18 protein-coding genes are annotated in these 22190 nt (G+C 61.5%); 2 read left to right on the plus strand and 16 right to left on the minus strand.

Going from position 1 to position 22190, the window contains the following annotated elements:
* Nucleotides 1-11 precede the first annotated feature (11 nt).
* From dnaE to rpsB, 16 genes are all read right to left on the minus strand, one after another.
* Nucleotides 12-3536: a DNA polymerase III subunit alpha gene (dnaE, locus tag QCL51_RS19455; RefSeq protein WP_021785904.1), complete on the minus strand. Its 3525-nt coding sequence runs from the start codon at nt 3534-3536 to the stop codon at nt 12-14.
* A gap of 186 nt (nt 3537-3722) precedes the next feature.
* The gene (rnhB, locus tag QCL51_RS19460; protein WP_084850392.1) at nt 3723-4346 is read right to left on the minus strand and encodes a ribonuclease HII; all 624 of its coding nucleotides are present in this window, start codon (nt 4344-4346) and stop codon (nt 3723-3725) included.
* Nucleotide 4347: 1 nt separating this feature from the next.
* Complete coding sequence (gene lpxB, locus QCL51_RS19465; RefSeq protein ID WP_028698302.1) at nt 4348-5475, minus strand: lipid-A-disaccharide synthase; 1128 nt, start codon at nt 5473-5475, stop codon at nt 4348-4350.
* Between the two features lies 1 nt (nt 5476).
* Nucleotides 5477-6253 carry an acyl-ACP--UDP-N-acetylglucosamine O-acyltransferase gene (gene lpxA / locus QCL51_RS19470; RefSeq protein ID WP_021785907.1) on the minus strand — a complete coding sequence of 259 codons (777 nt, stop codon included), beginning with the start codon at nt 6251-6253 and terminating at the stop codon, nt 5477-5479.
* Nucleotides 6250-6690, minus strand: a complete 441-nt coding sequence (gene fabZ, locus QCL51_RS19475) for a 3-hydroxyacyl-ACP dehydratase FabZ (protein ID WP_003252314.1) — start codon at nt 6688-6690, stop codon at nt 6250-6252. The genes lpxA and fabZ overlap by 4 nt, the downstream gene beginning before the upstream one ends.
* A gap of 114 nt (nt 6691-6804) precedes the next feature.
* Nucleotides 6805-7860, minus strand: a complete 1056-nt coding sequence (lpxD, locus tag QCL51_RS19480; protein WP_021785908.1) for a UDP-3-O-(3-hydroxymyristoyl)glucosamine N-acyltransferase — start codon at nt 7858-7860, stop codon at nt 6805-6807.
* A gap of 1 nt (nt 7861) precedes the next feature.
* Nucleotides 7862-8365, minus strand: a complete 504-nt coding sequence (locus QCL51_RS19485; RefSeq protein WP_003252311.1) for an OmpH family outer membrane protein — start codon at nt 8363-8365, stop codon at nt 7862-7864.
* 44 nt (nt 8366-8409) lie between these two features.
* On the minus strand, nt 8410-10770 hold the full coding sequence (gene bamA, locus QCL51_RS19490; protein WP_021785909.1) for an outer membrane protein assembly factor BamA: 2361 nt from the start codon (nt 10768-10770) through the stop codon (nt 8410-8412).
* A 72-nt stretch (nt 10771-10842) separates the two neighbouring features.
* Nucleotides 10843-12195 (minus strand): RIP metalloprotease RseP, encoded by a 1353-nt coding sequence (rseP, locus tag QCL51_RS19495; RefSeq protein ID WP_084850393.1) that lies wholly within the window; start codon nt 12193-12195, stop codon nt 10843-10845.
* Nucleotides 12196-12267: 72 nt separating this feature from the next.
* Entirely contained in the window at nt 12268-13458 is a 1191-nt protein-coding gene (gene ispC, locus QCL51_RS19500) for a 1-deoxy-D-xylulose-5-phosphate reductoisomerase (protein WP_338444048.1), read from the minus strand.
* Nucleotides 13455-14270 carry a phosphatidate cytidylyltransferase gene (locus tag QCL51_RS19505; protein ID WP_021785912.1) on the minus strand — a complete coding sequence of 272 codons (816 nt, stop codon included), beginning with the start codon at nt 14268-14270 and terminating at the stop codon, nt 13455-13457. Before QCL51_RS19505 ends, ispC begins: the two co-directional genes overlap by 4 nt.
* Nucleotides 14270-15025 carry a polyprenyl diphosphate synthase gene (gene uppS / locus QCL51_RS19510; protein ID WP_021785913.1) on the minus strand — a complete coding sequence of 252 codons (756 nt, stop codon included), beginning with the start codon at nt 15023-15025 and terminating at the stop codon, nt 14270-14272. Before uppS ends, QCL51_RS19505 begins: the two co-directional genes overlap by 1 nt.
* Nucleotides 15026-15040: 15 nt before the next feature.
* Entirely contained in the window at nt 15041-15598 is a 558-nt protein-coding gene (frr, locus tag QCL51_RS19515; RefSeq protein ID WP_003252296.1) for a ribosome recycling factor, read from the minus strand.
* Complete coding sequence (gene pyrH, locus QCL51_RS19520; RefSeq protein WP_003252294.1) at nt 15595-16338, minus strand: UMP kinase; 744 nt, start codon at nt 16336-16338, stop codon at nt 15595-15597. Before pyrH ends, frr begins: the two co-directional genes overlap by 4 nt.
* Nucleotides 16339-16519: 181 nt before the next feature.
* Nucleotides 16520-17383: a translation elongation factor Ts gene (gene tsf / locus QCL51_RS19525; RefSeq protein WP_003252290.1), complete on the minus strand. Its 864-nt coding sequence runs from the start codon at nt 17381-17383 to the stop codon at nt 16520-16522.
* A 185-nt stretch (nt 17384-17568) separates the two neighbouring features.
* Complete coding sequence (rpsB, locus tag QCL51_RS19530; RefSeq protein WP_003252287.1) at nt 17569-18306, minus strand: 30S ribosomal protein S2; 738 nt, start codon at nt 18304-18306, stop codon at nt 17569-17571.
* A 346-nt stretch (nt 18307-18652) separates the two neighbouring features.
* Between rpsB and map the strand changes: the two genes are divergently transcribed.
* Both map and QCL51_RS19540 read left to right on the plus strand, forming a co-directional pair.
* On the plus strand, nt 18653-19435 hold the full coding sequence (gene map / locus QCL51_RS19535; protein ID WP_021785914.1) for a type I methionyl aminopeptidase: 783 nt from the start codon (nt 18653-18655) through the stop codon (nt 19433-19435).
* A 41-nt stretch (nt 19436-19476) separates the two neighbouring features.
* Nucleotides 19477-22179 carry a [protein-PII] uridylyltransferase gene (locus tag QCL51_RS19540; protein ID WP_021785915.1) on the plus strand — a complete coding sequence of 901 codons (2703 nt, stop codon included), beginning with the start codon at nt 19477-19479 and terminating at the stop codon, nt 22177-22179.
* The last annotated feature ends 11 nt before the right edge of the window (nt 22180-22190 follow it).

Here is a 22190-nt window from a genome sequence, read left to right on the forward strand (position 1 = left end):
TTTTTGTCGGTTCAACGATATTGCAGGAAGACGTTCTCACGCCCGAACTGGTCACGCAGCGCCTGAATCAGCCCATCGGCCGGGTCTATCGCCCACTGCTCGCCAAACTGCAGCATGGCCTTGGCGTCGCTGCCGGTGTACTCCAGCGTGATCGGGCAAGCACCACGATGGCGGGTGATCAGCTCGCCCAGCCACTTCAGCCGGTCGCCTTTCAGTGCGTCGTGCGCCACCTTCAGGCGCAGGCTCTCAGCCAGCTTGGTGCGCGCGTCTTCCATGGTCATCACCTGCTTCACCCGCAGGCGCAAGCCCCCGGAGAAGTCGTCATTGCTGACCTCGCCTTCCACCACCACCATGGCATCGGTCTGCAGCAAGGACTGTGCCGCCATGAAGGCATCGGCAAACAGCGATGCCTCGATCCGCCCGGAACGGTCATCCAGGGTGACGAAGCCCATCTTGTCGCCCTTCTTGTTCTTCATCACCCGCAACGCAATGATCATGCCGGCAATGGTCTGGGTTTCGCGCGACGGCTTGAGGTCGACGATGCGCTGGCGGGCGAAGCGGCGAATTTCGGTCTCGTACTCGTCGATCGGGTGGCCGGTCAAGTACAGGCCAAGGGTGTCTTTCTCCCCCTTCAAACGCTCCTTGAGGGTGAGCTCGCGCACCTTGCGATGGTTGGCATAGACGTCGACATCTGCCGCGTCGAACATGCCGCCGAACAGGTCGACATGGCCACTGTCAGCGGTGTGCGCAGCCTGCTCGGCTGCCTTGATGGCCTCGCCCAGCGCCGACAGCAAGGTTGCCCGGTTGATGTCGATGTTGGCGTGGTAGGCCTTGATCTCGTCATGGAAGTGCGGGCCAAGGCGGTCCAGCGCGCCACTGCGCACCAGCGCATCAAGGGTACGCTTGTTGACCCGCTTGAGGTCGATGCGTTCACAGAAATCGAACAGGTCCTTGAACGGACCACCCTGGGCACGGGCCTCGACAATCGCCTCCACCGGGCCTTCGCCGACGCCCTTGATGGCGCCAAGGCCGTAGACGATCCGGCCGTCGTTGTTGACGGTGAACTTGAAGTCCGAGAAGTTCACGTCCGGCGCGTCGAGGCGCAGCTTCATGCTGCGCACCTCCTCCACCAGCACCACCACCTTGTCGGTGTTGTGCATATCCGCCGACAGGACCGCGGCCATGAACGGCGCCGGGTAGTGGGTTTTCAGCCAGGCGGTCTGGTACGACACCAGGCCATAGGCAGCGGAGTGGGATTTGTTGAAGCCGTAGCCCGCGAACTTCTCTACCAGGTCGAAGATGTTACCGGCGAGGTCCGCATCGATATTGTTGGCTACGCAACCTTCGATGAAACCACCGCGCTGCTTGGCCATTTCCTCGGGCTTTTTCTTACCCATGGCTCGGCGCAGCATGTCGGCGCCACCCAGGGTGTAACCCGCCATCACCTGGGCGATCTGCATCACCTGTTCCTGGTACAGGATGATGCCGTAGGTCGGCGCCAGTACTGGCTTGAGGCCTTCGTACTGGTAGTCGGAGTGGGGGTAGGCCAGCTCGGCGCGGCCGTGCTTGCGGTTGATGAAGTCGTCCACCATGCCCGACTGCAGCGGGCCCGGGCGGAACAGCGCAACCAGTGCGATCAGGTCTTCCAGGCAGTCGGGCTTGAGCTTCTTGATCAGCTCCTTCATGCCACGCGATTCAAGCTGGAACACCGCCGTGGTTTCGGCCTTCTGCAGCAGCTCGTAAGTCTTGCGGTCGTCCAGCGGGATGAAGTCGATGTTGAGGTCGGGCAGGTTCTTCTTGGCCTGCTCGCGGTTGATGATCTCCATCGCCCACTTGATGATGGTCAAGGTACGCAGGCCGAGGAAGTCGAACTTCACCAGGCCGGCGGCCTCGACGTCATCCTTGTCGAACTGGGTTACCAGGCCACCACCCTCTTCATCACAGGCGATCGGCGAAAAATCGGTGAGCTTGGTCGGTGCGATAACAACACCACCGGCGTGCTTGCCGGTACCCCGGGTCACACCCTCCAGCTTCAGGGCCATGTCCCAGATCTCACGGGCGTCTTCGTCGCCCTTGAGGAAGTCGCGCAGGATTTCTTCCTGCTCGTAGGCCTTCTCCAGAGTCATGCCCACTTCGAAGGGGATCATCTTCGACAGGCGGTCGGCCAGGCCATAGGATTTGCCTTGCACCCGCGCCACGTCACGTACCACTGCCTTGGCGGCCATGGTACCGAAGGTGATGATCTGGCTCACCGCATTACGACCGTAGGCCTCGGCCACGTAGTCGATCACCCGGTCACGGCCGTCCATGCAGAAGTCGACGTCGAAGTCGGGCATGGAAACACGCTCAGGGTTGAGGAAGCGCTCGAACAGCAGGTCGTAGGCCAGCGGGTCGAGGTCGGTGATCTTCAGTACGTACGCCACCAGCGAGCCAGCACCCGAACCGCGGCCCGGGCCAACCGGTACATCGTTGTTCTTGGCCCACTTGATGAAGTCCATAACAATCAGGAAGTAACCGGGGAAGCCCATCTGGATGATGATGTCCAGCTCGAACTTCAAGCGGTCCAGGTAGACCTGACGCTTTTCTTCATAATTGGGCGTGGTCTCTTTCGGCCACAGCACCGCCAGGCGCTCTTCCAGACCTTCGTGGGACACATGCCGCAGATAGTCGTCGATGCCCATACCGTTGGGCGTGGGGAAGTCAGGCAGGAAGTACTTGCCCAACTGCACCTGGATGTTGCAGCGCTTGGCGATTTCGACGGTGTTGGCGATGGCGTCGGGCAGGTCACTGAACAGCTCGGCCATTTCCTCTGCCGACTTCAGGTACTGCTGGTCGCTGTAGCAACGCGGACGGCGCGGGTCGTCGAGGGTCCAGCCCTCGCCGATGCATACGCGGGTTTCGTGGGCGTCGAAGTCCGTCTGCTTGATGAAGCGCACGTCGTTGGTAGCCACCAGCGGGGCGCCAAGCTTGTCGGCCAACGCCACCGCCGCATGCACGTATTCCTCGTCGCGTGCGCGATTGGTGCGCTGCACTTCAACGTAGAAGCGCTCGGGGAACATGCCCATCCAGTCCTGAAGTAGCGCTTCGGCTTCATCTTGCCGCCCAGCCAGCAAGGCCATGCCGATGTCGCCTTCCTTACCCGCGGAAAGGGCAATCAGGCCCTCGCTGGCGGGGGCGATCCATTCACGCTGGAGGATGACCAGGCCGTTGCGCTGGCCATCGGTCCAGCCGCGCGAGATCAATTCGGTGAGGTTGCGATAGCCCTTGGGGTCCATGGCCAGGAAGCAGATGCGTGACAGCGGGGCTTCCGGGTCGGCACCGGCCAGCCACAGGTCGGCACCGCAGATCGGTTTGATACCGGCGCCCATGGCAGTCTTGTAGAACTTCACCAGCGAGCACATGTTGCTCTGATCGGTGATGGCGACCGCCGGCATGTTCATCCCGGTCAGCGCCTTGGCCAGCGGCTTGATCCGCACCAGGCCGTCAACCAGCGAGAATTCGGAGTGGACGCGCAGGTGAACGAAGGAAACCGACATGGAAGATCCTGTAGCAGTGCTTAACGACAAGGGCGGGATTGTAGCCTAACTAGGGGCTTTTTTTGGGGTTGCTTTGCAGCCCTTCGCGGGCACCCCCGCTCCCACAGGTACGGCACCGCTGCTCAGACCGATGAATCCTGTGGGAGCGGGGGTGCCCGCGAAGGGCCGCAAAGCGGCCTCAATAGGTCAGATCAGGGAATCGCTGACGCCTTCGCGCGCTTCCCAGGCCGCCCGCACAGGGGCGAAGGATCGCCGATGAATGGGCGTAGGCCCAAGGCGCGCCAAGGCCTCGAGATGCACCGGGGTCGGGTAGCCCTTGTGCCCGCCAATGCCATACCCCGGGTAGATCAGTTCAAAAGCGCTCATCTCCCGGTCACGGGTCACCTTGGCCAGGATCGATGCCGCCGCAATGGCCGGCACCTGGCTGTCCCCCTTGACCACCGGTGCTGCAGGCACAGCCAGCTTCGGACAGCGATTGCCATCGATCAATGCCAGCTTCGGCGTAATGTGCAAGCCCTCCACTGCCCGCTGCATGGCCAGCATGGTGGCCTGCAGGATGTTCAGGCTGTCGATTTCCTCGACTTCGGCGCGGGCGATGCAGAAGCTCAAGGCCTTTTCGCGGATCTCGTCGAACAGCGCCTCACGCTTGGCCTCGGTGAGTTTCTTCGAATCGTTCAGACCGAGAATCGGCCGTGCAGGATCAAGAATCACCGCCGCCGTGACCACCGCGCCACACAGCGGGCCGCGGCCCACTTCGTCAACGCCGGCGACCAGGTCTTCTACCAGGTTGAAGTCCAGTCCAATTTGCATGTCAGCGGTCCTTGAGCAGGGCCAGTACCGCCTCGGCCGCCTGATTGGAGGCGTCACGGCGCAGGGTGCGGTGAATTTCGTCGAAACGTTCGGTCTGCTGGCTTCCATCGCGCACCAGCGGCGCCAAGGTGTTGGCCAGCGCTTCGCTGGTAGCGTCGTCTTGCAGCAACTCGGGCACCAGCTCTCGCTGGGCCAGCAGGTTCGGCAATGACACGTAAGGGCTTTTCACCAGACGCTTGAGAATCCAGTAGGTCAAGGGCGCAAGGCGGTACGCCACCACCATCGGCCGCTTGTACAGCAGCGCCTCGAGGGTGGCGGTGCCCGAGGCGATCAGCACCGCGTCACAAGCCGCGAGGGCTTGGTGCGACTGGCCATCGAGCAGGGTCAGCGGCAGTTGGCGCCCTTCCAGCATCTGCTCGATCTGGGCACGCCGCGTGGCGTTGGCGCAGGGCAACACGAAGCGCACACCCGGCACTTGTTGACAGAGGCGCTCGGCGGCGTCGAGGAATAACGCGCCCAGGCGCCCTACTTCGCCGCCCCGGCTGCCCGGCATCAGTGCCACCACCGGCCCCTCGCCCAGGCCCAGCGTGGCACGCGCGGCAGAGCGGTCGGCTTCAAGCGGGATGGTGTCTGCCAGCGGGTGGCCGACAAAACGCACTGGCACACCCTGCTCTTCGTAGAACCGCGCCTCGAACGGCAACAGCGTCAGCATCAGGTCGCAACCCTCGCGAATCTTCAGCACGCGCTTCTGCCGCCAAGCCCACACTGACGGGCTGACATAGTGCACGGTCTTGATCCCGGCCTGACGCAGCTTCAGCTCGATATTGAGGGTGAAGTCAGGGGCGTCGATGCCGATGAATACGTCGGGCTTTTCTTCGATCAGGGTCTGGATCAGCAACTTGCGGCGCTTGAGCAGCTCGCGCAGACGCCCCAGCACCTCGACCAGCCCCATGACGGCCAGACGTTCCATGGGGAAATAGGATTGCAGGCCTTCGGCTTCCATCAAGGGGCCGCCAACCCCGATGAAACGTACGTCGGGATGGCGCGCCTTGAGGGCGCGCATCAAGCCTGAACCAAGAATATCGCCACTGGCCTCACCGGCGACCAGCGCTACGCAAAGCTGGGCCATATCAGCGCGTGATGCCGCGAGCGGAGCTCAGGATCGACTGACGGAACAGCTCGACCTCGGGGTGTTGCGCGGCAGGTTCAGCCAGCTCCTTGAGTGCGTCTTCGACGGTCAGGCCCTGACGGTAGACAATCTTGTAGCAACGACGCAGCACATGGATCACCTCGTCGCTGAAACCGCGGCGGCGCATGCCCTCGAAGTTCATGCTGCGGGCTTCGGCCGGGCTGCCGAACACGGTAACGAAGGCCGGAACGTCCTTGCCAATCGCCGTGCCCATACCGGAAAACGCGTGGGCGCCAATGTGGCAGTACTGGTGAACCAGGGTGTAACCGGACAGGATCGCCCAGTCACCCACATGCACATGACCTGCCAGCGCCGTATTGTTTACCAGGATGCAGTGGTTGCCGATGACACTGTCGTGGCCAATGTGGGCATAGGCCATGATCAGGTTGTGGTCGCCCACGGTGGTTTCCGCACGGTCCTGAACAGTACCGCGGTGGATGGTAACCCCTTCGCGAATCACATTGTGATCGCCGATTACCAGGCGCGTCGGCTCACCCTTGTACTTCAGGTCCGGGGTGTCTTCACCAATCGAGGAAAACTGGAAGATACGATTGTGCTTGCCGATGCGGGTCGGCCCTTTGAGCACAACATGCGGGCCGATAACGGTGCCCTCCCCGATTTCTACATCAGGGCCAACGATCGACCAAGGGCCGACCTCGACGCCGTCGGCCAGCCTGGCCGACGGATCGATAATGGCCCGAGGATCAATCGAATTCATAGGGATCGTTCCGCGCAGGTGATTTCTGCCGAGCAGACCGGCTTGCCGTCGACCAGGGCGCGGCACTCGAACTTCCAGATCATGCTTTTACGGCTGAGGAACTTGGCTTCCAGCACAAGCTGGTCGCCCGGCAGCACCGGCTGACGGAAACGCAGTTTGTCGGAACCGACAAAGTAGTACAGGGTGCCATCGGCCGGCTTGGCATCGAGCATCTTGAAACCAAGGATGCCGGCCGCCTGGGCCATGGCTTCGATGATCAGGACACCCGGCATGATCGGGTGTGCCGGGAAGTGGCCATTGAAAAACGGCTCGTTGATGCTGACATTCTTGTAGGCACGAATGCTCTGGGCCTCGAAGTCCAGATCCGTCACACGGTCTACCAGCAGGAACGGGTAGCGGTGAGGCAGGTATTCGCGAATCTCGTTGATGTCCATCATTTCGGTGGGGAAGCCTGTAATAAGAATAGGGAGCGCAGGTGCTGACCACACGCTCCTTTTGCAATCCAAAGAGGAGCCAGCTAGCGACTGTTCACTCTTGCTCAGGGAATGGTATCAGCCTTCTGATGTCGGCAGGCCACCTGAGGTCACGGTATCGACGCGTTTTTCCAGCTGCTGGAGACGCTTGGCCATGTCGTCCAGGTGGCGGATACGCGCGGCGCTCTTGCGCCATTCAGCCAGCGGCTGCATGGCAGTGCCGGAAGAATAGGAACCCGGTTCAGTGATCGAACGGGTAACCATGGTCATTCCGGAAACGAAAACGTTATCGCAAATATCGATGTGCCCAACCAGCCCCACACCACCGGCCAGCATGCAGTGCTTGCCGATGCGCGTACTGCCGGAGATTCCGACGCAAGCGGCCATGGCAGTGTGATCACCGATCTGAACGTTGTGAGCGATCTGGATCTGGTTATCCAGCTTGACCCCGTCGCCGATCCGGGTGTCGGACAGCGCGCCACGGTCGACTGCAGTATTGACACCGATCTCAACGTCATCACCAATGGTGACGCCGCCGATCTGTGCAATCTTGCGCCAGATGCCCTTCTCGTTGGCAAAGCCGAAGCCCTCGCCGCCGATCACGGCACCCGACTGAATGACCACACGCTTGCCGATGGTTACGTCGTGATACAGCGTGACCCGCGGTGCCAGCCAACCGCCCTCGCCGATCACGCAACGTGCGCCGACCACGCAGTGTGCACCCACGCTGACATTGGCCGCGATGCGCGCACCGCTTTCGATGACCGCGAACGGCCCGATGCTGGCACTGGCATCCACCTGCGCGTCCTCAGCTACCACGGCGCTGGGATGAATACCCGCCACAGCCTTGGGTTTGGGGTCGAACAGGTGGGAAATGCGTGCGTAGGCCAGGTACGGATCGGCGACGATCAGTGCATTGCCGGCAAAGCCTTCGGCATCCGCCGCCTTCAGCAGCACTGCAGCCGCCTGGCTGTCGTCCAGGAATTTGCGGTACTGCGGGTTGGCGAGGAAGCTCAACTGACCGGGGCCAGCCTCCTGCAAGGTGGCCAGCCCGGTAATCTGCAGCGCCTCGGGCCCCTTGAGGGTGGCTCCAAGTGCCTCGGCCAGCTGGCCTAGCGTCATGGTCACACTCATATCAACGGGCTTGGTTCATGCGCTCGATGACTTGGCGGGTGATGTCGTACTGAGGCTTGACATCGATGACCGCACCACGCTCGAGGACCAGGTCGTAGCCGCCCTTCTTGATCACTTCCTCGACAGCGCCATCCAGCTTCGGCTTCAGCTGCTTGAGCATGTCGCGATCAGCAACGGCCTTGGCTTCGTTCAGCTCCTTGGACTGGAACTGGAAGTCGCGAGCCTTTTGCTTGAACTCGAGCTCCAGGCGCTCACGCTCCTGCTGCTGCATCTTGTCGCCGCCCTTGATCAGGCGGTCCTGGATGCCCTTGGCACTGCTTTCCAGGCTTTTCAGCTTGGTCAGTTGCGGACCGAACTTCTTCTCGGCATCCACCGCATACTTCTTGGCGGCATCCGACTCGAGCAGGGCCATCTGGTAGTTCAGGACGGCAACCTTCATTTCGGCGAAAGCCGGGGTGGCGACCAGCGCCGCGGCCACTACGGCCAGTTGAGCCAATTTACGCACGATGCACTCCTGGATAAACCGTTGTCGTTAAGCAGGGGCCGACCTTAGAAGGTCTGGCCCAGAGAGAATTGGAACACCTGGGTATCGGCATCGTCCGGCTTCTTGACCGGCATTGCCAGACTGAAGCTCAACGGGCCCAGAGCGGTAATCCAGGTCACGCCCAGGCCGACCGAACTGGCCATGCCCGAGAACCCGACCTTCTCGCAATCAGGTTTGTTGCCGCAATTGGTGTCGAACACGTTACCCACGTCCCAGAACACGGAGGTGCGCAGTGAACGCTGGTCCTTGACGAACGGCAGCGGGAACAGCAGCTCGGCACCGCCCTGCACCAGCACGTTACCACCAAACGGCAACGGATCCTGATCCGGGTCGCGGATAGTGCCCGGCTTGCCGCCATTGGCCTCGCCGCGGCTAGGCGTACTGCGTGGGCCCAGGCTGCTGTCCTTGAAGCCACGGACAGAGTTGAAACCACCCGCGAAATAATTCTCGTAGAACGGCAGGCCAGAGGTGCTGCCGTAACCATCACCATAGCCCAGCTCGGTATGCAGGCGCAGGGTGTAGTCGTTGGTGATCGGTTTGAACAGCTGGCCACGGTAGTCAAGCTTGAAGAACGACAGGTCGCTGCCCGGAATGGTGGACTCCAGGGTCAGGCTTTGCGAGTGACCACGGGTGGCCAGTACGCCTTTGTTCAGGGTCGACTCGGACCAGCCGATCGAGGCCTTGAAGTTCAGGAAATTGTCACCTTCCTGCTCGAGGAAGTCGAAAATCTCGTCAACGGTGTACTTGCCGGTCTTGATCTTGTCCTGCTGCACGCTCAGGCCGTAGGTCAGGCGCGAAGTCTCGCTGATCGGGTAGCCCAGGCTGACGCCGGCACCGTAGCTGTCCACCGCATAGCTGGCGACGTCGACGTCGAGGTCGTCGTAATCGGTGCTGCGGTAGAAGGCGTTATAACCCAGGCTGACGCCATCGGCAGTGAAGTAGGGATCAACGAAGCCAAAGTTGTAGCGGGTCTGGTACTCCGAACGGGTCAGACCGACGGATACCTTGTTACCGGTACCGAGGAAGTTGCTCTGGCTGATCGAACCACCGAGGATCAGGCCGGCGCTCTGGGCGAAACCGACGCTGGCGGTGATCGAACCAGAGGCCTGCTCTTCGACGCTGTAGTTGACGTCGACCTGGTCGTCGGTGCCTGGCACCTGCGGGGTCTCGACGTTCACTTCCTTGAAGTAGCCCAGACGCTCCAGACGGGTCTTGGACTGATCGATCAGGTAGGTCGAAGCCCAGCCACCTTCCATCTGGCGCATTTCGCGACGCAGCACTTCGTCTTCGGTCTTGGTGTTGCCGCGGTAGTTGATGCGGTTGACGTAGGCACGCTTGCCCGGGTCGACCACGAACATGATGTCGACGGTGTGGTCCTGGTCGTTCGGCTGTGGCACGCCGTTGACGTTGGCGAAGGTATAGCCTTCGTTACCCAGACGGCGGGTGATCAGCTCGGACGTGGTGGTCATCACCTTGCGCGAGAATACCTGGCCCGGTTGCACCAGCAGCAGCGACTTGACCTGGTCTTCCGGCACCTTGAGATCACCGGACAGCTTCACGTCGCGAACGGTGTATTTCTCGCCTTCGTTGATGTTGACGGTGATGTAGACGTGCTTCTTGTCCGGCGTGATGGACACCTGGGTGGAGGCAATATCCATGTTGATGTAGCCGCGGTCCAGGTAGTAGGAGCGCAGGCGCTCCAGGTCACCGGAGAGCTTTTCACGGGCGTACTTGTCGTCGTTCTTGAAGAACGACAGCCAGTTGGTGGTCTTCAGTTCGAACAACTGCCCCAGGGTCTCGTCATCGAATACGTTGTTACCAACGATGTTGATGTGCTGGATGGCAGCAACGGTGCCTTCGTTGATCTTGATCTTCAGCGCCACACGGTTGCGCGGCTGCGGCACCACTTCGGCGTCGACCTCGGCCGAGTAGCGGCCCTGGGCCACGTATTGGCGCTGCAGCTCGTTACGCACGCCTTCGAGGGTGGCGCGCTGGAAGATTTCGCCTTCGGCCAGGCCCGATTGCTTCAGGCCCTTCATCAGGTCTTCGGTGCTGATCGCCTTGTTGCCTTCAATCTCGATGCTCGACACCGACGGGCGCTCGACCACGTTGATGATCAGCACATTGCCATCGCGGCTCAACTGGATGTCCTGGAAGAACCCGGTCTTGAACAAGGAACGAGTCGAGTCCACCAGGCGGCGGTCGTCGGCCTGGTCGCCAACGTTCAGTGGCAAGGCACCGAACACACTGCCGGCGGAAACCCGCTGCAGGCCGTTGACGCGAATATCGGAGATGGTGAAGGACTCGGCGTGAACTTCAGCGATCATCAGTGCGGACATGACCGCAGTTAGCAGCAGACGTTTCATGAAGTCCTTTTATTCCAACTGGCAATAAACAACCTGCCGTCACAAACGACAGGTTCGCAATTGAGCGAAGCTTTATAGTCGACCCAGATCGTTGATCAGGGCGAGCAACATCACCCCTATGACCAAACTGATACCGATCTGAACCCCCCAACCTTGCACCCGATCCGACAGCGGACGACCGCGCGCCCACTCGACCAGGTAAAACAGCAAATGCCCCCCATCCAGCACAGGTATGGGCAGCAGGTTAAGAACCCCCAGGCTTATGCTCAGGTAGGCCAGGAAATTCAGGAAATCCCCCACGCCGGACTGGGCTGAAGCGCCCGCCACTTTAGCAATGGTTATCGGTCCACTCAAGTTTTTTACCGAGAGCTCCCCGAACAGCATTTTCTTCAGCGATTCAAGGGTCAGGACACTCATGTTCCAGGTACGCGACAAGCTCTCACCCACCGCATCCAGCGGGCCGTAGCTGATCTCGCGGAGCATGCTGGCAGGCCATTCGCCACCCTTGACGCCAGCGCCAAGATAGCCACCCACTGCCTTGCCCTCACCTTTGCGGGCCAGGGTCACCGGCAACTCCAGGGTTGCGCCATCGCGCTCCACACGAACCACTACCTTGGCATCCGGGCGGGCACGCACGCTGTCGACAACTTGCTGCCATTCGGTCACTGCCACATCATCCAGAGCCAGCAGCTTGTCCCCGGTTTTCAGGCCGGCAGCGGCAGCTGGCCCCTTCGGATCGATCTCAGCCAGCACCGGCGTGATCGCCGGCCGCCATGGGCGCAGCCCCAGGGACTGAATCGGGTCGGGCTCGTCGGCGCCCTTGAGCCAGCTGTCCAGCTTGACCTGCAACTGACGCTCGTTGCTGGCGCCCTCATCACGCACGCCAATCTGCAAGGTACCGCTCTCACCCAGACGACGAACCAGCTGCAGATTGACCGCCGACCATCCGTTGGTCGGCTTGCCGTCAACTGAGACGATTTCCTGACCCGCGGTCAGCCCGGCCGATGCTGCCAGGCTGCCACTGTCGACCGCACCGATAACCGGTCGGATTTGCTGGGTACCCAGCATCGCCAGCACCCAGAAAAACAGGATAGCCAGCAGAAAGTTGGCAATCGGGCCTGCGGCGACAATCGCTATACGCTGGCGCACCGACTTGCGGTTGAACGACTGCCCGGCCAGCGCTGGCGGCACATCGCCCTCGCGCTCGTCGAGCATCTTGACGTAGCCGCCCAGAGGAATGGCCGCAACAACGAACTCGGTGCCGTAGCGGTCATGCCACCGCAGCAGCGGCGTGCCGAAACCGACCGAAAAACGCAGCACCTTGACGCCGCAGCGGCGCGCCACCCAGAAGTGACCGAATTCGTGGAAAGTGACCAGCACACCCAGAGCCACGAGGGTGCCGATAATCATGTAGAGCGCTGTCATGTCCATCTCCGAATGATGTTCAGCGGGCCGGCATTGCTGCCCAGCCCCCTCACGAACCTTGGCGGGCCTGCATCAGCGACCGTGACGCCTCAGCCATTCACGGGAAAGCTCCCGGGCACGCTGATCGGCGGCAAATACCGCATCCAGCGAAGGCAGTGGCACGACGGGTTCCTGGTCGAGTACCTGTTCGATCATACCCGCGATCTCCGGGAAACGGATGCGCCGTTCAAGAAATGCCTCGACGGCAACTTCGTTGGCTGCATTGAGCACGGCAGGCGCGCTGTTGCCTGCCTCGGCAGCCTGCCGCGCAAGGCGCAGGCAAGGGAAGCGTTGTTCGTCGGGCGCCTGGAAATCCAGACGGGCGATGGCGAACAGGTCCAGGGGGGCGACCCCGGAATCGATCCGTTCCGGCCAGGCCAACGCGCTGGCGATCGGCGTACGCATGTCCGGGTTGCCCAGTTGCGCGAGCACCGAACCGTCCACGTAGTCGACCAGTGAGTGGATCACGCTTTGCGGGTGCACCACCACCTCAACCTTGGACGGCGCGGCATCGAACAACCAGCAGGCCTCGATCAACTCGAGGCCTTTGTTCATCATGCTGGCCGAATCCACGGAGATCTTGCGCCCCATGGACCAGTTAGGGTGAGCACAAGCTTGCTCCGGGGTCACGTCCAGCAGCGCCTCGACCGGCGTCTCGCGGAACGGCCCACCAGAAGCGGTAAGCAGGATCCGGCGCACACCGACAGCACTCAGGCCACGGGCGTAGTCGCCAGGCATGCACTGGAAGATAGCGTTGTGTTCGCTGTCGATCGGCAGCAGCACGGCACCCTTTTGCCGCACCGCCTCCATGAACAGCGCGCCCGACATTACAAGTGCTTCCTTGTTGGCCAGCAACACCTTCTTGCCTGCCTCGACTGCCGCCAGCGTGGGACGCAGACCGGCAGCACCGACAATGGCCGCCATCACTGCGTCCACTTCAGCGGCCGACGCCACCTGGCAAAGTCCGGCCTCGCCTTCCAGCACCTCGGTGGAGCAACCGACTGCAGCCAGACTTGCGCGTAACCTCACCGCTGCTTCGGTGCTCGGCACCACAGCGAATGCCGGGCGATGACGCACACATAACGCCAACAACTCGTCGATGCGCGAATAGCCAGTGAGGGCAAACGCTTGATAACGGCCAGGGTGACGCGCAATCACATCCAGCGTGCTCAGGCCGATGGAGCCGGTGGCCCCGAGCACGGTAATACGTTGCGGGCGACTCACATCACACCCCATTCGGCAGCCCACAGCAGCACCGCAAAGATCGGGATTGCCGCAGTCAGGCTGTCGATGCGATCGAGCACACCACCATGCCCAGGCAGCAGATTGCTGCTGTCCTTGATGCCGGAGCGACGCTTGAACATGCTCTCGGTGAGATCACCGACCACCGAGGACATCACCAGCAACGCAGCGCCCAGCAGGCCCAGCAGGATCTGACCAAAGCCCCAGTCGCGGCCGATGCCGACACCCAGGGTAATCAACAGGCTGACCGCCAGCCCACCATACACGCCTTCCCAGCTCTTGCCCGGGCTGACCTGCGGGGCCAGCTTGCGCTTGCCGAACGCCCGGCCAGAAAAGTACGCACCGATGTCGGCAGCCCACACCAGCACCATGACGGACAGGATCAGCCAGTTCCCCAAGGGCCAGTGCTTGAGCAGCACCAGCCCCTGCCAAGCCGGCAGCAGCACCAGCAGACCGATCAACAGCCGACAGGCAGCACTGGCCCACAGATCGCTGCTGCGCGGGTAGGTAAGCACCAGCCAAGTGGCCAGCCCCCACCAGATCACCGCAGCGCCCAGCACCCAGGGTGCCAGCTCCGGAAGGATGTGCAGCAGCATCAGCGCCCCGGCGACCACCACCGCATAGGCGATGCGCAGCGGCTGGGCCATAAGCCCGGCAAGGCGTGCCCACTCCCAGGCGCCGAGGGCCACCACGAAGCCGATGAACAGGGCGAAATCCCCGCCATTGAGCAGAAAGAAACCGCCCAGCGCGACCGGCAGCAGGATCAGCGCAGTAATGATGCGTTGTTTAAGCATTAAGCACGAGCTCCAGCCTCGACCTGCTCGCTGGTCTTACCGAAGCGGCGCTGGCGCGAAGCGAAATCGGCCAGGGCTTTGCGCATGGCCTCGTGTTTGAAGTCCGGCCAGTAGAGGTCGGAGAAGTACAACTCGGCATAGGCCAGCTGCCACAGCAGGAAATTGCTGATGCGGTGCTCGCCGCCGGTGCGAATGCAAAGATCCGGCAACGGCAGTTCGCCGGTTGCCAGGCAGGTCTGCAGCAGACCCGGGGTGATGTCCTCCGGGCGCAGATGCCCAGCTTGCACTTCCCGCGCCAACCGTTGGGCAGCCTGGGCGATGTCCCACTGGCCACCGTAGTTGGCTGCTATCTGCAGAATGAAGCGGTTGTTGCCGGCGGTCGCTGCCTCGGCCTCGCGCATGGCGGCCTGCAGCTCAGGATGGAAACGCGAACGGTCGCCGATGATGCGCAGGCTGATATTGTTCTCGTCAAGGCGCTTGGCCTCACGGCGCAGAGCCGAGAAGAACAGCTCCATCAGCGCACCGACTTCTTCGGCAGGGCGCTGCCAGTTCTCGCTGGAGAAGGCGAACAGGGTCAGCACCTCAACCCCGGCCTTGGCGCAGACTTCGATGACCGCGCGAACGGCATCCACACCCGCCTTGTGCCCGGCCACGCCAGGCAGCAGGCGTTTTTTCGCCCAGCGGTTGTTGCCATCCATGATGATCGCGACATGACGCGGCACCGAGGACGGCGCCGCTGGCTTGGTCTTTTCCATTAAAAAACCCCGGCCTTAGACGGCCATCAGGTCCTTTTCCTTGGCTTTGAAGGCGGCATCGACTTCAGCAACGAACTTGTCGGTCAGCTTCTGGATCTCGTCAGCGGCGCGACGCTCTTCGTCTTCGCTGATTTCCTTGTCCTTGGTCAGTTTTTTCAGGTCAGCCAGGGCGTCGCGGCGCACGTTGCGCACGGCTACCTTGGCATCCTCGGCAACACCACTGGCCTGCTTGGTGTAGCCCTTGCGGGTTTCCTCGGTCAGGGCCGGCATCGGTACACGGATGGTAGTACCGGCGCTGGATGGGTTAAGGCCCAGATCGGAGGTGAGGATAGCCTTTTCGATGGCAGCGCTGAGGTTCTTGTCGTGAGCGACGATCTTCAGGGTGCGGGCATCTTCGACGGTGATCGCGGCGACCTGGTTCAGCGGCATTTCGCTACCCCAGGCGGTAACCTTGACGCTGTCCAGGATGCTTGGGTGAGCGCGACCGGTGCGGATTGCAGCCAGGTTGCGGGACAAGGCTTCGATGGACTTGCCCATGCGCTCCTGCGCGTCTTTCTTGATGTCGTTGATCATGCTTGGCCTTCCTCGATCAGTGTACCTTCAGCGCCACCCACCACGATGTTCAGCAGGGCGCCAGGCTTGTTCATGTTGAATACCCGCAATGGCATCTTGTGGTCACGGCACAGGCAGATTGCGGTCAGGTCCATCACACCCAGCTTGCGATCCAGAACCTCATCGTAGGTCAGGTGATCGAATTTCTCGGCGTGCGGGTCCTTGAATGGATCGGCAGTGTACACGCCATCGACCTTGGTCGCCTTCAGCACCACGTCAGCATCGATTTCGATGGCGCGCAGGCAGGCCGCGGAGTCGGTGGTGAAGAACGGGTTGCCGGTACCGGCGGAGAAAATTACCACATCCCCGGAGTTGAGGTGACGAATAGCTTTGCGACGATCGTAATGATCGGTGACACCCACCATGGAAATGGCCGACATTACCAGGGCCGGGATGTTCGAGCGCTCCAGCGCATCGCGCATGGCCAGGCCGTTCATCACGGTAGCCAGCATGCCCATGTGGTCACCCGTGACGCGATCCATGCCGGCTGCGCTGAGCGCAGCGCCGCGGAACAGGTTGCCACCACCGATCACCAGGCCGACCTGAACACCGATCCCTACCAGCTGGCCAACTTCAAGCGCCATGCGATCCAGCACTTTCGGGTCGATCCCGAAGTCTTCCGAGCCCATCAGGGCCTCGCCGCTAAGTTTGAGCAAAATGCGTTTATAGCGAGGTTGGCGACCACTCACCTGCTGAGCCATTGCGAGTCTCTCCTGCGGCGTACTTTTAGAAAATTCGTGCGGGCTGTTTGCAGCCTGCTAACTGTAGCGTGGCACCGCTTCGGTGCCAGCGAAGAGGGAGTCGTATAAACCCCTCTCCGTTTTGACAAAGAGGCTGCGCGCGTGAGCGGGCAGCCTCTTTGGGGCGACAGACGGGGCTGTCTTACTGCTTGGCAGCAGCTACCTGAGCGGCAACTTCAGCAGCGAAGTCGTCGACTGGCTTCTCGATGCCTTCGCCTACTTTGAAGTAGGTGAAGGAAACGATTTCAGCACCGGCTTTCTTGGCCAGCTCGCCAACCTTGACTTCCGGGTTCATGACGAAGGCTTGCTCTTTCAGCGAGGCTTCGGCCTTGAACTTGGTGATACGGCCGTTGATCATGTTCTCAACGATGTTTTCCGGCTTGCCGGCGATCTTGTCGGCGTTCAGCTGCAGGAAGACATTCTTCTCGCGCTCGATAGCCTCGGCGGAGATTTCCGACGAATCCAGGAACTCAGGGTTCGAAGCTGCAACGTGCATGGCGATGTTCTTCGCCAGCTCAACGTCACCGCCTTTCAGAACGACGACAGCGCCGATCTTGTTGCCGTGCAGGTAGGCACCGACAACGTCACCCTCAACGCGCACCAGGCGACGGATGTTGACGTTCTCGCCGCACTTGGCAACCAGGGCTTCACGAGCAGCTTCGCGCGAGGCGATCAGCGGGGCGGCGTCGGTCAGCTTCTGGGCGAAGGCTTCTTCGAGGCTTTCGGCCACGAAGTTCTTGAAGTCGTCTTGCAGGGCCAGGAAGTCGGTCTGCGAGTTCACTTCCAGCAGGACGGCAGATGTACCGTCGGTCTTGACGGCGATAGCGCCTTCAGCAGCGACGTTGCCAGCCTTTTTGGCGGCCTTGATGGCGCCCGAGGCACGCATGTCGTCAATGGCTTTCTCGATGTCGCCGCCGGCCTTTTCCAGGGCCTTTTTGCAATCCATCATGCCTTCGCCGGTACGCTCGCGCAGTTCTTTTACCAGCGCTGCAGTAATTGCTGCCATTTCAAAATCCTCTTGGAAAGTTTTTCAACCATTCCACCCGTCAATCACGGGCGTTCAATTCTGCAAATCCGCTGTTTTGATTTCAGCAGGCCCATGATGCGGGGCCGATGCTGACAGCAGGATTTCAAGGTGGCAAAAAGGGGGCAGAGCCCCCTTTTTGCGTGCCAAGTAGACGCTAGCGCCTATTACTCAGCAGCAGGTGCAGCCGCTTCTTCAGCGTAAACTTCGGTGCCGCCGGCAACGTTGTTGCGGCCGCGGATGACTGCGTCAGCCATCGAAGTCATGTACAGCTCGATAGCGCGAATGGCGTCATCGTTACCTGGGATGATGTAGTCAACACCTTCCGGGCTGCTGTTGGTATCGACAACGCCGATAACCGGGATGCCCAGCTTGTTGGCTTCGGTGATCGCGATGCGCTCGTGATCAACGTCGATAACGAACAGAGCGTCTGGCAGACCGCCCATGTCCTTGATGCCACCCAGGCTGCGATCCAGTTTTTCCAGGTCGCGGGAGCGCATCAGGGCTTCTTTCTTGGTCAGCTTGGCGAAAGTGCCGTCTTCGGCCTGGGTTTCCAGGTCGCGCAGACGCTTGATCGAAGCGCGGATGGTCTTGTAGTTGGTCAGCATGCCGCCCAACCAACGGTGATCAACGTATGGCGAACCGCAACGAGCTGCTTGCTCGGCAACGATCTTGCCGGCGGAACGCTTGGTGCCGACGAACAGGATCTTGTTCTTGCCCTGGGCCAGGCGCTCTACGAACGACAGAGCGTCGTTGAACATTGGCAGGGTTTTTTCCAGGTTGACGATGTGGATCTTGTTACGCGCGCCGAAAATGTACTTGCCCATTTTCGGGTTCCAGTAACGGGTCTGGTGGCCGAAGTGCACACCGGCCTTCAGCATATCGCGCATATTGACTTGGGACATGATAGTTCCTTGATAAGTCGGGTTGGGCCTCCACGTATCCCAATGACCAACCCGCGAATTCTGCAACTCGGGGCACCCAGGTCATCGTGTCGACACGTGTGTGGGTTAAGTACTGACGGGGTCGTCCCCGAAAGCGGCGCATTTTATACCACAGACCGCGAGCGAACGGAACCCGGATACTGTTGCGTCTGTCAGCACTTTTTGCAGCACCCCGGCTTTCGCGCCAGAATGCCAGCTGTAGACAACAGCATGACCGCCTTTATCCCGACCGATCGGCGCCCTGCTCTGCTAGAATCCGGCCTTTCCCGTTTGTTCGCGCCGTGCACGGCGCCGTAGAGAGCCTGTAATGACCGTCACCATCAAGACCGCAGAAGACATCGAGAAGATGCGCATCGCTGGCCGCCTGGCCGCCGAAGTGCTGGAAATGATCGAAGAACACGTCAAGCCCGGTATCACCACCGAAGAGCTCGACCGCCTGTGCCACGACTATATCGTCAACGTCCAGCAGGCCATCCCGGCACCGCTCAACTACAAGGGCTACCCGAAGTCGATCTGCACCTCGATCAACCATGTGGTCTGCCACGGCATCCCCAACGACAAGCCGCTCAAGGACGGTGACACGCTCAATATCGACGTCACCGTGATCAAGGACGGCTACCACGGCGACACCAGCCGCATGTTCCACGTCGGCAACGTGCCGGTCTGGGCCGAGCGTTTGTCCAAGGTCACCCAGGAATGCATGTACAAGGCCATCGAGCTGGTGAAGCCGGGCTGCCGTCTGGGCGACATCGGTGAAGTGATCCAGAAGCACGCAGAGAAGAACGGTTTCTCGGTGGTACGCGAGTTCTGCGGTCACGGCATCGGCAAGGTGTTCCACGAAGAGCCGCAGATCCTCCACTACGGCCGCGCTGGCACGGGTATGGAGCTGAAGGAAGGCATGACCTTCACCATCGAGCCGATGATCAACCAGGGCAAGGCCGACACCAAGGTGCTGGGCGACGGCTGGACCGCCATCACCAAGGATCGCAAGCTCTCGGCCCAGTGGGAACACACTCTGGTGGTGACCGCGACCGGCTACGAGATCTTCACCCTGCGCAAGGACGACACCATCCCGCGCACTTCGGCCTGACCGCACCCCGACAGGCCACCCCACGACAGGAACGTGACGCGATGCCCCAGGTGGACCCCGAGCTGTTCGACCGTGGCCAGTTCCAGGCGGAACTGGCCCTCAAGGCGAGCCCCATCGCCGCCTTCAAGAAAGCCATCCGCCTGGCCGGCGAGGTGCTCGACAAGCGTTTTCGCGCCGGCAGCGACATCCGCCCGCTGATCGAGGCCCGCGCCTGGCTCGTCGACAATATACTGCAACAGGCGTGGAACCAGTTCGACTGGGGCGACCAGAGCGGCATTGCCCTGGTTGCGGTGGGCGGCTATGGGCGCGGCGAACTGCACCCGCACTCGGACATCGACCTGCTGATTCTGCTAGGCGCTGCCGAGCACGAGCAGTACCGCGACGCCATCGAGCGCTTTCTTACCTTGCTGTGGGACATTGGCCTGGAAGTCGGCCAGAGCGTGCGTACCGTCGACGAGTGCGCCGAACAGGCCCGCGCCGACCTGACGGTGATCACCAACCTGATGGAAAGCCGCACCATCGCCGGCCCCGAGGCCTTGCGCCAGCGCATGCTGGAAGTCACCAGCACCGCACACATGTGGCCGAGCAAGGAGTTCTTCCTGGCCAAGCGCGCCGAACTCAAGGCCCGCCACCACAAGTACAACGACACAGAGTACAACCTCGAACCCAACGTCAAGGGTTCGCCAGGTGGCCTGCGCGACATCCAGACGGTACTGTGGGTAGCCCGTCGCCAGTACGGCACACTGAACCTGCATGCACTGGCCGGCGAAGGCTTCTTGCTGGAAAGCGAGAACGAACTGCTGGCTTCGTCCCAGGACTTCCTCTGGAAAGTCCGTTATGCCCTGCACATGCTGGCCGGGCGCGCCGAAGACCGCCTGCTGTTCGATCACCAGCGCAGCCTCGCCACGCTGCTGGGCTACAGCGACGAAAACCCCAAGCGGGCGATCGAACAGTTCATGCAGCAGTACTACCGGGTGGTGATGAGCATCAGCCAGCTGTGCGACCTGATCATCCAGCACTTCGAAGAAGTTATCCTCGCCGACGAGGAAAGTGGCAGCACCCAGCCGCTGAACGCGCGGTTCCGCCTGCATGACGGCTATATCGAGGCCGCCAACCCGAACGTGTTCAAGCGAACGCCGTTCGCCATGCTGGAAATCTTCGTACTGATGGCCCAACACCCCGAGATCAAGGGCGTGCGTGCCGATACCGTGCGCCTGCTGCGCGAACACCGCCACCTGATCGACGACACGTTCCGCACCGATATCCGCAATACCAGCCTGTTCATCGAGCTATTCAAGTGCGAAATCGGCATCCACCGTAACCTGCGCCGGATGAACCGCTACGGCATTCTTGGCCGTTATCTGCCAGAGTTCGGCCTGATCGTCGGGCAGATGCAGCATGACCTGTTCCACATCTATACGGTCGATGCGCACACCCTCAACCTCATCAAGCACCTGCGCAAGCTGCAATACACGCCGGTGTCCGAGAAATTCCCGCTGGCCAGCAAGCTCATGGGGCGCCTGCCCAAACCCGAGCTGATCTACCTGGCCGGCCTGTACCACGACATCGGCAAGGGTCGCCAGGGCGACCACTCGGAAATCGGTGCAGTGGACGCGCAGAAGTTCTGCGAACGGCACCAGTTGCCGGCCTGGGACAGCCGCCTGATCGTCTGGCTGGTGCAGAACCACCTGGTGATGTCGACCACCGCTCAGCGCAAGGACTTGTCCGATCCGCAGGTGATCAACGACTTTGCCCTGCACATGGGCGACGAGACACGCCTTGACTACCTGTACGTGCTGACTGTGGCGGACATCAACGCCACCAACCCCAGCCTGTGGAACTCGTGGCGCGCCAGCCTGCTGCGCCAGCTGTACAGCGAGACCAAGCGCGCCCTGCGCCGTGGCCTGGAAAACCCGCTGGACCGCGAAGAGCAGATTCGCCAGACCCAGTCGTCAGCGCTGGATATCCTGGTGCGCGAGGGGACCGACCCGGACGACGTCGAGCAGCTATGGGCGCAACTGGGCGATGACTATTTCCTCAAGCACACCGCCGCCGACGTGGCCTGGCACACGGATGCGATCCTGCAGCAACCGGCCGATGGCGGGCCACTGGTACTGATCAAGGAAACCACCCAGCGCGAGTTCGAAGGCGGCACGCAGATTTTCATCTATGCCCCCGACCAGCATGATTTCTTCGCCGTGACGGTGGCGGCCATGTCGCAGTTGAACCTGAACATCCACGACGCCCGGATCATCACGTCGAGCAGCCAGTTCACCCTCGACACCTACATTGTGCTGGACAACGACGGTGGCTCGATCGGCGACAACCCGCAACGGGTCAAGCAGATTCGCGACGGCCTGACCGAAGCGCTGCGCAACCCTGAGGACTACCCGACCATCATCCAGCGCCGGGTACCGCGCCAGCTCAAGCACTTCGACTTCCCGCCGCAAGTGACCATCCTCAACGATGCTCAGCGGCCGGTGACCATCCTCGAAATCACCGCGCCAGACCGCCCGGGCCTGCTGGCCCGGCTGGGACGGATTTTCCTGGAGTTCGACCTTTCGCTGCAAAACGCCAAGATCGCCACCCTCGGCGAGCGGGTAGAAGACGTGTTTTTCATTACCGATGCCGACAACCAACCGCTGTCAGACCCGCAGTTGTGCAGCCGCCTGCAGGAGGCCATCGTGCAGCAACTGCAGGCCGGCCAAGGTAGCGACACCAGCCAGACCCGCGTGACCTTTTAACGATTAGACGA

Source organism: Pseudomonas sp. LTR0 (assembly GCF_036630035.1).
Lineage (GTDB): Bacteria > Pseudomonadota > Gammaproteobacteria > Pseudomonadales > Pseudomonadaceae > Aquipseudomonas > Aquipseudomonas putida_Y.